Genomic DNA, 12,472 nt, shown 5'->3' with positions numbered 1-12,472 from the left:
CGTGTGCGGGAGTGCCGGCCTCCCGTCGCCGCCTCAGCCGGCGATGGTGCGGCGGGCGGTCCGACCGGCGCCGCGCATCCGCTGGCGGGGCTGCGGCGCGGCGGCCCTGGGCCGCTTGAGGTGATAGCGGTGCAGCTCGTTGTTGCCGGGCAGGGAGGGGTCCTCACTCATCGCGACCAGTTCCCAGCCCTGGTCACCGGCCCGGTTCAGGTGGGCCAGCGCGGTGTCGCCGTACGGCGTGACGTCGATCATGGAGCCGTCCGGGCCATACCAGATGAAGACGACCTCCCACCCGATGTCGGTGGAGGCGGCCTGGCGGCGGCGGACCAGCAGCGCGTACTCCCACTTGAGCATGGGGTCATTCTCACCCGGCGCGACCGGGTCGGCACGGATCAATCCTCGGCGATCCGTCCGGCCGTCACCCGGAGCCGCCGGTTGACGCTCACCGCGTCCAGCATCCGCCGGTCGTGGGTCACCAGCAGCAGCGTCCCCGGGTACGTGGCCAGGGCCGCCTCCAGCTGCTCGATCGCCGGCAGGTCCAGGTGGTTGGTCGGCTCGTCCAGCACCAGCAGGTTCACCCCGCGCCCCTGGAGCAACGCCAGCGCGGCCCGGGTCCGCTCGCCCGGGGAGAGGGTCGCCGCCGGCCGCAGCACGTGGTCCGCGCGCAGCCCGAACTTGGCCAGCAGCGTGCGCACGTCGGCCGGGGCCAGCTCCGGCACGGCGGCGCCGAAGGCGTCCACCAGGGGCTGGTCGCCGAGGAAGAGCCCGCGGGCCTGGTCGACCTCGCCCACCACCACGCCGGGGCCGAGCGCCGCGTACCCCTCGTCGAGGGGCAGCCGGCCCAGCAGGGCCGCGAGCAGGGTGCTCTTGCCGGAGCCGTTCGCCCCGGTGATCGCCACCCGGTCGGCCCAGTCGATCTGGAGGTCCGCCGGGCCGAGGGTGAAGCCGCCCCGGCGTACGACGGCACCCCGGAGCGAGGCCACGACGGCGCCGGCGCGGGGCGCGGCGGCGATCTCCATCCGCAGTTCCCACTCCTTGCGCGGCTCCTCGACCACCTCCAGCCGCTCGATCAGCCGTGCGGTCTGCTTGGCCTTCGCCGCCTGCTTCTCGGTGGACTCGGCGCGGAACTTGCGGCCGATCTTGTCGTTGTCGGTGGCCTTGCGCCGGGCGTTCTTGACGCCCTTCTCCATCCAGGCGCGCTGCGTCCGCGCCCGCGCCTCCAGCTCGGCCCGGGTGTCGGCGTACTCCTCGTACTCGTCGCGGGCGTGCCGGCGGGCCACCTCCCGCTCCTCCAGGTACGCCGCGTAGCCGCCGCCGTAGTGCCGGACCTGCCGCTGGTGCAGGTCCAGCTCAAGCACCCGGGTCACCGTCCGGGTCAGGAACTCCCGGTCGTGGCTGACCAGCACCGTCCCGGCCCGCAGCCCGGTGACGAACCGTTCCAGCCGGTCCAGGCCGGCCAGGTCCAGGTCGTTGGTGGGCTCGTCGAGCAGGAAGACGTCGTAGCGGCTGAGCAGCAGGGAGGCCAGCCCGGCGCGGGCCGCCTGGCCGCCGGAGAGGGCGGTCATCGGGTGGTCGAGGTCGACCGTCAGGCCCAGCTCCGCGGCGACCTGCTCGGCGCGTTCGTCCAGGTCCGCGCCGCCCAGGTCGAGCCAGCGCTCCAGCGCCCCGGCGTACGCGTCGTCGGCGCCCTCGGCCCCGGCGGTGAGCGCCTCGGTCGCGGCGTCCAGCGCGGCCTGCGCCGCGGCCACCCCGGTCCGCCGGGCCAGGAAGTCGCGGACCGTCTCGCCCGGCCGGCGCTCCGGTTCCTGCGGCAGGTAGCCGACCGTGGCGGTGGGCGGGCTCAACGACAGCGAGCCCTCCTCCCGGGGCTGGAGCCCGGCGAGGGTACGCAGCAGCGTGGACTTGCCGGCGCCGTTCACCCCGACCAGCCCGATCACGTCGCCCGGGGCGACGACGAGGTCCAGACCGGCGAAGAGCAGGCGGTCACCGTGTCCGGCGGTGAGATCCTTGGCGATCAACGTGGCGCTCATGAGGAGACCGAGCCTACCGAGCCGCCGATCGGATCGACCGGGCCTCGCCGCGGGACGGAGGTGAGGGAGACTCACTCCCGTGGTGACCACTCTGGCGATCGACTGCGGCGGCGGCGGGATCAAGGCCTCCGTGCTGGATGTCGCGGGGACGATGCGGGCCAAACCGCTGCGCGTGCCCACCCCGTACCCGCTGCCGCCCGCGCTCTTCGTCAAGACGCTGCTCGAACTGGGCGGCCGGCTCCCGGCCGCGGACCGGCTCACCGTCGGGCTGCCCGGCATGATCCGGCACGGCGTGGTGGTGGCCACCCCGCACTACGTGACCCGCTCCGGCCCGCGCAGCAAGGCCGACCCGGCGCTGGTCGCCGAGTGGTCCGGGTACGACGCGCGTAGCGCCCTCGCGGAGGCGTTCGGCATCCCGGCGCTGGTGCTCAACGACGCCGAGGTGCACGGCGCCGGGGTGGTCGCCGGGACCGGCTGCGAGCTGGTGCTGACCCTCGGGACCGGGCTGGGCAGCGCGCTCTTCGACGGCGGGGTGCTCGCCCCGCACCTCGAGCTGTCCCACGCGCCGGTGCGCTGGAACACCACCTACGACACGTACGTCGGCGAGCCGGAACGGCGGCGCCTGGGGGACGCCTTCTGGTCGCGGCGGATCCGGCAGGTGGTGGACGGGCTGCGCCCGGTGTTCCGCTGGGACCGGCTCTACCTCGGTGGCGGCAACTCCCGGCTGATCCGGCCGGAACAACTGGCCCGGATGGGCGACGATGTCGTGGTCGTCCCGAACACGGCCGGAATCGTGGGCGGCGTCCGGGCCTGGGACCTCGTGGGCGACCGGTACGACCCGACCCCGTGAGCCCGATTTCCGCCCGAGGAACACTCGCGGTACGGCTGGTGTTGTGTCAGCGTCGGACAAAGGGCGGCGCGACACGAGGGGGTGGGTCGAGTGGATCTTCTGGCGGAGTACCGGCGGGCGACCATGTTCTTCGAAGCGGGTGACCCGACCGGAGCGGCGCGGCTGCTCGAGCCGATCGTCGAGGCGGAGCCCGGCAACTCCTCGGTGCGGCAGTTGCTGGCCCGCGCGTACTTCCAGTCGGCCCAGCTCAACCGGGCCGAGGAGCAGCTGCGGGAGCTGGTCGACCGGGACCCGAGCGACCACTACGCGCACCACGTGCTGGGCCGCACCCTGGAGCGGATGAACCGGCCCGCCGACGCGCTGCGGCACCTGCGCATCGCGGCGGCCATGTACTCGACCAACGCCGACTACACGGCGGCGCTGCGCCGGGTGGAAGGCAAGGTCGCCGGCACCCGGTGACGATCGTGACGACGGGCAGCCCGGGCGGGCTGCCCTTCGCCGTACCTAGGATGGCCTGGTGAAGCTCAAGCTCGATCTCCACGACATCTACAACAGGGGCTACGAGATCGACCGCGCCCTGCGCGACATCATGAACGAGGCGGTGGCGAAGAAGGCCACCCTGGTGGAGATCATCCCCGGTAAGGGCTCCGGCCAGCTCAAGAAGAAGGTGCTGCGGTTTCTCGACCAGAAGGACGTGAAGCAGCTCTACCACCGGGTCGAGAAGGATTCGAAGAACTTCGGCCGCCTCTTCGTGCACTTCCGCTGGAAGTAAGAGCCCCGGCTTCCCGACCTCGCGCGCTACCGCCGAGGTGGCTCCTGAGCTGCGGAAAGCGCCAGGTGCGAAGACGGCCCCTGACCAGCAGGGCCCCACAACGCGGCTAAGACCTTCAGGGCGCCCAGCGCGCCCTGAAGGTGATGGTGCCGGCGATACTCCGGTTTCTGTCCGAGATGCGGTCTTTTCGTAGTTAAGCTCACGTTCATGCCCACCTCCGGACAGGACGGGCGTGAAGGAGACATGGTGATCTCGCGAAGGCAGTTGCTGATTGCGGGCGCCGCCGGCGGGGCGGTGCTGCTCTCTCCGCGTGGGGCGTGGGCGGATTCGATGCGGCCGGCGCAGCCGCTGCTCGATCCCACGACCATCCCGAAGTACGTCACGGACCTGGTGATCCCGCCAGCCATGCCGCCAGCACGCAACCATGGCAAGCATGGGATCGACGAGTATCTGATCGGGGTGCGGCAGTTCTCCCAACAGGTCCTACCACCGGGGCTGCCCAGGACGACGGTCTGGGGTTACGGCTCGGCCGTGCACAAGGGGACCTTCAACTTCCCGGCCTTCTCGATCAATGCCCGGGTTGACCGGCCGGTGCGGGTGACCTGGATCAACCAGCTCGTCGACAAGTACGGCCGGTTCTTGCCGCACCTGCTGCCGGTCGACCCGACGCTGCACTGGGCCAACCCGCCCGGCGGGACCGCCGGCCGCGACTCCACGCCCACGTTCACCACGACGCCCGGCCCGTCCAAGGGGCCGGTGCCGATGGTCGTGCACTTGCACGGCGGGCACAACCGGGAAGAGAGCGACGGCTACCCGGAGGCGTGGTACCTGCCAGTGGCGCGGAACATCCCCGTCGGCTTCGCCGAGGTGGGCAGCTTCTACAACGAGTTCCGCGCGAAATTCGAGCAACGGCACGGGATCGAGTGGAAGCCCGGGACCGCCACCTTCCAGTACGAGAACGACCAGCGGGCCGCCACTGAGTGGTTCCACGACCACACATTGGGCATGACCCGGCAGAACGTCTACGCCGGCCCGGCCGGTTTCTACCTGCTCCGTGGCGGCTCGTCCGATCTGCCGCCAGGGGTCCTGCCCGGTCCCGCTCCGGCGCTGGGCGACAAGCCTGGCATCCTCTATCACGAGATCCCCATCGCCATCCAGGACCGGTCGTTCAACCCGGACGGCTCGCTGTTCTACCCGGACAGCCGGGCGTTCTTCGGCGACTGCACCAACCCCGCCGACTACATCCCGAACGGCGACGTGCCGCCGATCTGGAACCCCGAGTTCTTCGCGAACACCATGCTGGCCAACGGCCATACCTGGCCCCGGCTCAAGGTCGAGCAGCGGCGGTACCGACTTCGCCTGCTCAACGGCTGCAACGCTCGCTTCCTGATCCTGAAGATCGCCGCCAAGCCGACCGCCTCGCGACCCGCCGCCCCGGCCCTGCCGATGTGGCTGATCGGCACCGACGGTGGCTTCCTGCCCGAGCCGGTCCGACTCGATCAGATCCTGCTCGGCAACGCCCAACGGGCGGATGTGATCGTGGACTTCACCGACGTGCCCGAGGGCACCGAACTGTTCCTCATCAACGAGGGCCCAGACGGGCCCTTCGGCGGCGGCGCGCCTGGCACCGACTTCACGCCGGCCGACGTCAACACCACCGGACAGGTGATGCAGTTCGTCGTCGGCCCCCGGATCGGCGTGGACAAGAGCGTCCCTCCGGACCAACTCCGCCTACCCACGTTCACGCCCCTCGGCTCGGCCACCAACACCCGCCGGCTGTCGCTCAACGAGCAGGTCTCCGCAACAGACTGCGGCCCGATTGCAGCCCTGCTCGGCACCGTCACGGCCGGCGGCACCGCCGTACCGCTCAGGTGGAACGATCCGATCACCGAGAACCCGGCCCTCAACTCCACCGAAGTCTGGGAACTCGACAACCGGACGATGGACGCGCACCCGATCCACATCCACGAAATCCAGTTCCAGGTCGTCGGCCGCGGACCCGACGGCAACCAGCCGCCAGGCCCGCAGGAGAGCGGCTTCCTCGACACCGTGATCGCCCTGCCAGGTGAGATCACCCGGATCAAGGCGCACTTCGACCTGCCCGGCCGGTACCCGTGGCACTGCCACATCCTCGAGCACGAGGACAACGAGATGATGCGCCCATACTTCATCGGACCGCGGCCGCCAGAGGGAGCTCCGGCCGCTGGGGACGGTGGTCGCGGGCGTGGACCCGACGTGGCGGGCGAGATCGCCGGGACGGCCATGCTCTCCGCCGCCGTCCTCGGCGCCGCCGCACTAGCAGCGACCTCCCGCAAGACGGGGGCGACGAACCCGAGCCAGTACCGTCCCTCAACGGCGCGGGAGCGGCAGCGGGAGGCGCCAGCGGCTGGCCGTGGCCCGACCCGGTGAGGCGGCGGCCCGTCCCGCCCGCCAGGCCGCCTTGACTGCGGCAAGCCTCGCTCTGGCCGTTGCCACGAAACAGCGCAATCAGAATGCTACGGTCTTCCTGGCATATAACGGACAGGGGGATGGAAGATGAAGAAGATAAAGATCATTGCACTCGTGCCGGCGGTGCTGGCAGCGGCCGTTCTGCTGTTTGCGGCGCCCGCGTCCGCCGCGCCCGGCAACACCGGCTTCGGCTTCAACGCGACCGACATCAGCGGTTTCCCAAGCGGTGCCGCCAGGCTCACCGGCGGCGGTGCTTACAACCCGGGGACAGGTTTCGTCAAGTCCGCTGGCGGCTTCCGGTGCACCCGCGACGTCGGCCAGGGCCCACTGACCGGGTGTCTCGCCGGCCAGGGCGTTCGCTGGGACACAGCCGATGTGGATCAGGTTCTGCTCCCGAGCACGACCTTCAAGTGCACCGGGGCAGCGACGGAGCCCCTCAAGACCGCGACGACCGATGAGGACACGATCGTGCTCGTCGCCGACTTCTACCGCGCCGGTGACGGCAACGACGAATCCTTCACCGCGCAGATGATCGTCTCCGCCGACGACATCGCACCCGACATCGACGGGATCCAGAACGTCTGGATTCAGGGCGTCGGCTGCGCCCCGGCGATCGTGCATTTCAGCTCCTGAAAGGCGAGCAGTCTCGTACGCGGAGGTCGCGACCTGGGTGCGGCGGCTCACCGCATCCGGGCTAGCGCCGGCAACGGATCCGGTACGTCCGCTGCCGGTCGCGGGGGCTCTGGTTTACGGGCTGTGAATCTAGAGCCGAGCGGGCAGGCCCACCCACTCCACGGTGTGCGCCACCCGCGTCAGGCCCCGATCTCAGCGACCATCGTGTCCGCGTCCTCGAACGACTCAACCGTGCGGAAGCCTTCAGCGGCGTACAGCCTCGCAGCGAAGTTCGCCCGCTCCACGCTCAGCGACACCGTGCGGATGCCACGTTCTCGTGCAACGACCAGAACGGCGCGCAGGAGCGCCCGGCCCACACCGCGGCCTCGCCAGGTTTCCACCACGCCGATAGTCAGCTCTGGCACGTCGTCACCCACGTACCCGTAGCCCGGATCAGCGGCGGTCAGGTATCGGAACCAGGCCGCGCCGACTGGCCGATCAGCCGCGTCCACCGCAACCAGGCCGAAGTCGTTCGGCTGCATCCAACCGGTCACATAGTGAGCCAGCGCAGGGTTCGCCATGATCTGCTCGCGGGACCAGTTGCGCTCAGGCAGCCAGTTCACCGCTTCCATGAGCATGTCAACCAGGAATTCGGAATCAGCTGAGGTGGCTGCGCGGATGCCGAGGTCAGTCACCGCCGAAGCCTCGCACACAAGATCGGACAGAGCCAAGATCATGCCGTCTCCAGGCCGTCCAACGCGAACCAACAGCGACCATCGCTGACCACTGATGCCTGGTGCGGGTGCGGCTCACGGGCCGTCTCGTCCGATTCGATCGAGTACTTCCACGAACTGGATCAATACCGCTGGAAGTAGGGGTCGCCTTCGATTCCCGCCCCGGCGGCGAGCGTCCATGCGAAAAATATTCGTATGAGGAGATTGGCGTCTGGCCTGCTTCTGTCGGTCGTGCTCGTGTCCGGCTGCGGCGGCCCACTCGTCCGTGGGGACACCAAGCGGCCCGGGCGAGCTGCGACCGCCAGCCAGTCGCCCGCGCCGAAATCCCAGCTCACCGTCGTCGCCGCCGGTGACCTCCTGGTGCATCCCGAGTTGACGGCCCAGGCCGCGACCGACGCCCGCGCCGCTGGACGCGACGGCCACGACTTCACCCAGGTGCTGGCCGCGGTACGGCCGGTGGTGAGCCGGGCCGACCTGGCCATCTGCCACATGGAGACCCCACTGGCGGAGCCGTCCGGCCCGTTCACCGGTTACCCGGTCTTCAGCGTGCCCCCGGAACTGGCTGATGCCGCAGCATGGGCTGGTTTCGACACCTGCTCGACAGCGTCCAACCACTCCCTCGACACGGGTCTACCGGGTATCCGCCGCACCTTGGACAGGCTGGACCAGGTCGGATTACGCCATGCCGGGACCGCGCGCAGCGCGCCGGAGGCAGCGCGGCCCACCATTCTCGACGTGGCCGGGGTGAAGGTGGCCCAGTTGTCGTACACCTTCGGTTTCAACGGCATCCCTCGGCCTGCTGGCCAGGACTGGGTCGCGAACCTCGCCGACCGCAACGCCATCCTGGCCGAGGCGCGGCGGGCCCGCGATCTGGGTGCGGAGATCGTCATCCTGTCGATGCACTGGGGCACGGAGTACCAGAACAAGCCGAACGACGACCAGCTCCAGCTCGCCCGGGATCTCCTCGGCTCACCCGACATCGACCTCATCGTGGGCCACCACGTACACGTGGTACAGCCGTTCGAGAAGATCGGCACGAAATGGGTGGCGTACGGGCTCGGCAACCTGACCACCTACGGCTCTGAGGAGAGCACCCAGCAGGCGGTGGTGCCGGAGTTCACCTTCACCCGCAAGGCGTCCGGCCGATGGGAGGTGAGCGGCGTCGAGGTGCACGCCACCTGGATGCAGTACCAGCCGGCGGCCCGGGTGGTCGATCTGGCCAGCGCGGTGAACGACGTCCGAGCGCCGGAGGAGCGCCGGGCCGAACTGGCCCGCGTCCAGCAGCAGATCACCCGGTACGTCGACATGCGGGGAGCCCTGTCCGCCGGGCTGAGAATGCGGCGCTGACCCTCGCCTGGGGGAGTGAGCCGGCCCCGGCTGGATATGACCAACCGGGGCCTCGCGTGCCGTCGAGGTCAGGAGACCTTGTCGACCTTGCAGGTGATCTTGCCGGTCACCTTCTGGCTCAGCACGACCATGCCCTCCTCGACGGCCTTCTGGCCCGGCCGCACGTCGGAGACGACGGTGGTGGTGTTGCCGACCCGGGTGCCCTTGGCGTCGACGACGAACACGTCGATGAAGTAGGTGTTCTGGTTCTTGCTGGCGTTGTTCACCTCGACGTCGAACTTCACGTTCGCCAGGAGGTCGTTGCCCGCCGCTTCCCCTTCACACGACGTCAGCTTGACGTGTCCGGCCTTCGCGTCCTGCTCCTTGCTGACGTCGCTGGCCGCCTTGCCGACCAGGGCGCTGCACGCCACGAAGCCACCGCCGCAGAGCAGGACGGCCAGGCCGGCGATGATGAGGAAGACCTTCAAGCCCGTCGACATCCCCTTCTTCGGCGGGGGCGCGGGAGCGAACCCCGGCGGAGGGGTCGGGGTGCCCGGCTGAGGGGCCTGGTCCTGCTGCGACATGTGGTTGTGCCTTTCGACTCATACGTGACGCTCCCCCGTGACGAGAGCGACCCGGCAGAGGTTGACACGGCGGCCGCACCTTCTTGATCAACCAGGCAGCTAGTTGTCGAACGACAATAAGTTCCTCTGATCAACAAAAGGTTGATGATCTTCCGCCGGTGGGTCTGACCAGGAAATCCGTCCTGTTCGGACTCGGCGGGGCTGGGCCGGCGCGGCACCGCGCCGGCCCAGCGTCGTCAGGCTGCCTTGCGCACCCGGTAGGCGAGGTGGGTGACCCCGTTGCCCTGGACCACCTTCGTGGGCCCGTCCAGCTGGACGGGAGCGATCTTCAGGCCGGCGAACAGCGGGACGCCGTCGCCGAGCACGACCGGGACGAGGTCGACGTGGACCTCGTCGAGCAGGCCGGCCTTGATGACCTGGGTGGCGATGGTGCCCCCGTTGACGCCGACCTCCTTGCCGCCCGCGAGCTCGCCGCCGAGGTGCCTTGGTCATCGATCTACTCCTCGGGTTCGTGCCTGTCCTTTCACCCGTGGGTAGAAGCTGCCGCCCCCTCCTCGACATCCGTCCCCAAGATTCCCGCGATCTTGCACTTGTGGTTGCCGCTCTGCGGGTGTACGTCCCTTTCGTCGCCACCAAACGTGCAAGATCGCCGGGAGGCGGGGGTCAGAAGGAGTACGTGCGGGCGACGGCGAGCATCTCGGAGGAGTGGGAGCCGACGACGCCGACGTCGGACGGGCGGGGGCGAAAGCCGGGCAGGCTGGTCAGGCCGTCGCTGGCGTCCATCGCCCGCAGGGCCACCTGTCCGGCCTTCGGAGTCAGGGTCAGCGTCACCTCGATCCCCTCCGGTGGCGGGGCGTGGAAGACGATGCCGAAGCCCCAGCGGCCCTCCCGCGCCTTCGCCGGTACGGGCCGGCCGGCCACCGTTGCCGACCGCACGGTGGCGGTGGAGGTGTCCACGTGCAGAGAGAGCATGCGGACCGCCCGCTGGGGAACCACCCGTACCCGCAGCACCCGCTGATCGGCGGTCCGGGTGTCCGAGAGCAGTTCCACCTTCGGGGCGGGCAGGTTCGCCGCCGGCGCCAAACCGGCGCGCAACTCGCCGTCGCCGAGCCCGGGGAAGCTCCCACTCACGTCGGTCTCGCCGTCGACGTAGCCGTCGGTCCAGGGCTGCGGGTCGTCCTCGTGGCTGAGCCACTGCGCCTTGCCCGTGTCGGCGTCCAGCGCGTACATCAGGTGGGTCGGCACCGGGTGGGCACCGTCGAAGCGGTCCACGGCCAGGCCGACCCCGGCGAGCACTCCGGCCGCGAGCGCGGCGGCGAGTGCCGGCACCGCGCCGAGCCGGCGGGCCCGCAGCGCCACCAGGCCGCGCTGGCCGCCGGCCTGCGGGTGCAGCAGGTCGACCACCGGGAGCGCGGCCAGCCCGAGCAGCACCGCGAAGAGCGCGGCCACCCCGCCCATCGCCATGCCGAGCGCCGGGAAGAGCAGCACCACGGTGGGCAGCAGGATGATCATGGCCACCGCGCCGGCCAGGGTCACCGCGACCACCGGCCAGGGGCCGTCCAGGCGGGTACGCAGCGCCACCAGCCCGGCGAGGGCGCCGGCCAGCGCGGGGAGGGTGGCCAGGTACGCCCCACCCGGCACCAGCGCGGCGAGCAGCACCCCGAACAGGGCCAGCCAGGCCAGCCCGCCGAACGCCAGCGCGGCCGGGCCGACCCGGCGGCGGGCCAGCGCGTACCAGGTGAACAGGACCGCGGCGGCGAGCGCCACCACGGCGAGCCGGTACCAGACCGGCCGGTACGGGTCGAGCAGCTCGGCGTACCCGGGGCGGATCGCGGTGATCGCGGTCCAGAGCAGCCACGCGCCCAGCGGGGCGACCACGATCGGCACCAGGGCCAGCCCGGTGCCCGCGGCGAGCTTGCCGGCGGTGGCCCGGCCGCGCCGGCGCAGCAGCCAGCCGAGCGCCCCGACGGCGACGAGCGCGAGCAGGGCCAGCGGCAGGGTGAGCCAGCCGGGGTAGCGGACCAGCCCGCCCGGCACCGGGAAGTAGGTGGCGTCGTGGTCGGAGCGCAGGTCGCGCAGGTCGGTCCGGCCGAACTCGCGGGCCAGCCCGAGCGCGTTGTCCCCGTGCATCTGGAGGCTGGCCCGGTCCATCGCGGCCGGCGTGTCCAGCGGCGTGTGGTAGACCGCGCCTCCGTCGATGTACGCCGAGTTGAGCCCGACGAAGCCGTGGTCCAGGAAAGCGGTGAAGTCGGTGTCGTTGGGCAGCGCCCGGTAGATCTCCACCGCGAACGACGTGCCCACCGGGTGCGGGGCGGCGCGGCCGAAGACGTCCACCAGCTTCGCGTTGTTCCGGGACGTCTCGAACATGATCACCGGCCCGGTGGAGCCGCGCGCCTCCAGGTTGAGCACCACCCCGCGGTCGCGGGCCAGCGGGTGGTCGGCGGCGAACCCGGAGGCGCCGCAGAGGCAGGCCTCCTCGGCCTCGGTGAGCACGAAGACGATGTCGTTGCGGGGGCGTGGGCCGGCGGTCAGCGCGCGGGCCACCTCCAGGATGCTGGACGTGCCGGCGGCGTCGTCGTTGCCGCCCGGGCCGGACTGCACCGAGTCGTAGTGGGCCACCAGGAAGACCCGCCCGGTCGAGTCGGTGCCGGGCAGCCGGGCCACCACGTTGCGCACCCGGGCCAGGGTCCTCCCGCCGGCCGCCCCGCTGAGCTGGCCGGCCTCCGGCGCGACCATGTCCTGCACCTCGGTCTCCAGGCCCAGCCCGCGCAGCACGCCCACGAGGTGCTCCCGGACCTGGTCGTTGGCGGCGCTGCCGGCCACATGCGGCCGGGCCGCGACGACCTTGACGTTCTCGTACGCCCGCTGGGCGCTGAAGTCGGTCGCCGGCGCGTCCGCCGGGCGCGGCGCCGGGGTGGCCAGGTCGACCAGGACGCCCGCGCCGACGGCGAGCAGCGCGGCGAGCGCGACGACCGCGGCGAGCGGTCGGCGGCGCGGTCGGGCCAGCGCCCGGTCGGCGGGGCGGGTGGGGGGTGCGCCCACGGGAACTCCTCGGGGTGGTCGGGGGTGGCATCATCCTGCACCCCCGGGCCCGGCGACGGCACTCCCCGCCCGGC

11 protein-coding genes and 1 pseudogene are annotated in these 12,472 nt (G+C 71.1%); 6 read left to right on the top strand and 6 right to left on the bottom strand.

Annotated elements, in window-relative coordinates; translation table 11 throughout:
• Positions 1-33 precede the first annotated feature (33 nt).
• Positions 34-354 carry a hypothetical protein gene (locus ACZ6S5_RS04045; RefSeq protein ID WP_465997514.1) on the bottom strand — a complete coding sequence of 107 codons (321 nt, stop codon included), beginning with the start codon at positions 352-354 and terminating at the stop codon, positions 34-36.
• A gap of 38 nt (positions 355-392) precedes the next feature.
• A complete protein-coding gene (locus ACZ6S5_RS04040) occupies positions 393-2,030 on the bottom strand; it encodes an ABC-F family ATP-binding cassette domain-containing protein (protein WP_465997512.1) in 1,638 nt (545 codons plus the stop codon).
• Between the two features lie 79 nt (positions 2,031-2,109).
• On the opposite strand from ACZ6S5_RS04040, the gene ACZ6S5_RS04035 reads away from it, so the two are divergent.
• The 5 genes from ACZ6S5_RS04035 (at position 2,110) to ACZ6S5_RS04015 (ending at position 6,733) form a co-directional block, all read left to right on the top strand.
• Positions 2,110-2,880 (top strand): ROK family protein, encoded by a 771-nt coding sequence (locus tag ACZ6S5_RS04035; RefSeq protein WP_465997510.1) that lies wholly within the window; start codon positions 2,110-2,112, stop codon positions 2,878-2,880.
• A 90-nt stretch (positions 2,881-2,970) separates the two neighbouring features.
• The gene (locus ACZ6S5_RS04030) at positions 2,971-3,339 is read left to right on the top strand and encodes a tetratricopeptide repeat protein (RefSeq protein WP_465997508.1); all 369 of its coding nucleotides are present in this window, start codon (positions 2,971-2,973) and stop codon (positions 3,337-3,339) included.
• A gap of 58 nt (positions 3,340-3,397) precedes the next feature.
• Complete coding sequence (locus tag ACZ6S5_RS04025; RefSeq protein ID WP_123240206.1) at positions 3,398-3,652, top strand: Smr/MutS family protein; 255 nt, start codon at positions 3,398-3,400, stop codon at positions 3,650-3,652.
• 246 nt (positions 3,653-3,898) lie between these two features.
• Positions 3,899-6,061 carry a multicopper oxidase family protein gene (locus tag ACZ6S5_RS04020; RefSeq protein ID WP_465997506.1) on the top strand — a complete coding sequence of 721 codons (2,163 nt, stop codon included), beginning with the start codon at positions 3,899-3,901 and terminating at the stop codon, positions 6,059-6,061.
• Positions 6,062-6,187: 126 nt separating this feature from the next.
• Complete coding sequence (locus ACZ6S5_RS04015) at positions 6,188-6,733, top strand: hypothetical protein (protein WP_465997504.1); 546 nt, start codon at positions 6,188-6,190, stop codon at positions 6,731-6,733.
• 179 nt (positions 6,734-6,912) lie between these two features.
• On the opposite strand, the gene ACZ6S5_RS04010 is transcribed toward ACZ6S5_RS04015, so the two are convergent.
• Positions 6,913-7,449 (bottom strand): GNAT family N-acetyltransferase, encoded by a 537-nt coding sequence (locus tag ACZ6S5_RS04010; protein ID WP_465997502.1) that lies wholly within the window; start codon positions 7,447-7,449, stop codon positions 6,913-6,915.
• 192 nt (positions 7,450-7,641) lie between these two features.
• On the opposite strand from ACZ6S5_RS04010, the gene ACZ6S5_RS04005 reads away from it, so the two are divergent.
• Entirely contained in the window at positions 7,642-8,793 is a 1,152-nt protein-coding gene (locus tag ACZ6S5_RS04005; RefSeq protein ID WP_465997500.1) for a CapA family protein, read from the top strand.
• Positions 8,794-8,861: 68 nt separating this feature from the next.
• On the opposite strand, the gene ACZ6S5_RS04000 is transcribed toward ACZ6S5_RS04005, so the two are convergent.
• The 3 genes and pseudogenes from ACZ6S5_RS04000 to ACZ6S5_RS03990 all read right to left on the bottom strand — a co-directional run bounded on the left by ACZ6S5_RS04000 (position 8,862) and on the right by ACZ6S5_RS03990 (position 12,398).
• On the bottom strand, positions 8,862-9,272 hold the full coding sequence (locus tag ACZ6S5_RS04000; protein ID WP_465997499.1) for an FxLYD domain-containing protein: 411 nt from the start codon (positions 9,270-9,272) through the stop codon (positions 8,862-8,864).
• Between the two features lie 320 nt (positions 9,273-9,592).
• A pseudogene (locus ACZ6S5_RS03995) lies at positions 9,593-9,802 on the bottom strand (dihydrofolate reductase family protein); the annotation flags it as partial.
• Between the two features lie 217 nt (positions 9,803-10,019).
• Positions 10,020-12,398 (bottom strand): M28 family peptidase, encoded by a 2,379-nt coding sequence (locus ACZ6S5_RS03990; RefSeq protein ID WP_465997497.1) that lies wholly within the window; start codon positions 12,396-12,398, stop codon positions 10,020-10,022.
• Between the last annotated feature and the right edge of the window lie 74 nt (positions 12,399-12,472).

The organism is Micromonospora sp. NPDC051924 (assembly GCF_055586005.1).
This window is presented reverse-complemented; position numbering and strand designations above follow the sequence as displayed.

Excerpts from the sequence above, each read along its gene's own strand:
- ACZ6S5_RS04045 (WP_465997514.1), bottom strand. The coding sequence starts at position 354 with ATGCTCAAGTGGGAGTACGCGCTGCTGGTCCGCCGCCGCCAGGCCGCC.
- ACZ6S5_RS04010 (WP_465997502.1), bottom strand. The coding sequence starts at position 7,449 with ATGATCTTGGCTCTGTCCGATCTTGTGTGCGAGGCTTCGGCGGTGACT.
- ACZ6S5_RS04005 (WP_465997500.1), top strand. The coding sequence starts at position 7,642 with ATGAGGAGATTGGCGTCTGGCCTGCTTCTGTCGGTCGTGCTCGTGTCC.
- ACZ6S5_RS04015 (WP_465997504.1), top strand. The coding sequence starts at position 6,188 with ATGAAGAAGATAAAGATCATTGCACTCGTGCCGGCGGTGCTGGCAGCG.
- ACZ6S5_RS04000 (WP_465997499.1), bottom strand. The coding sequence starts at position 9,272 with ATGTCGACGGGCTTGAAGGTCTTCCTCATCATCGCCGGCCTGGCCGTC.
- ACZ6S5_RS04040 (WP_465997512.1), bottom strand. The coding sequence starts at position 2,030 with ATGAGCGCCACGTTGATCGCCAAGGATCTCACCGCCGGACACGGTGAC.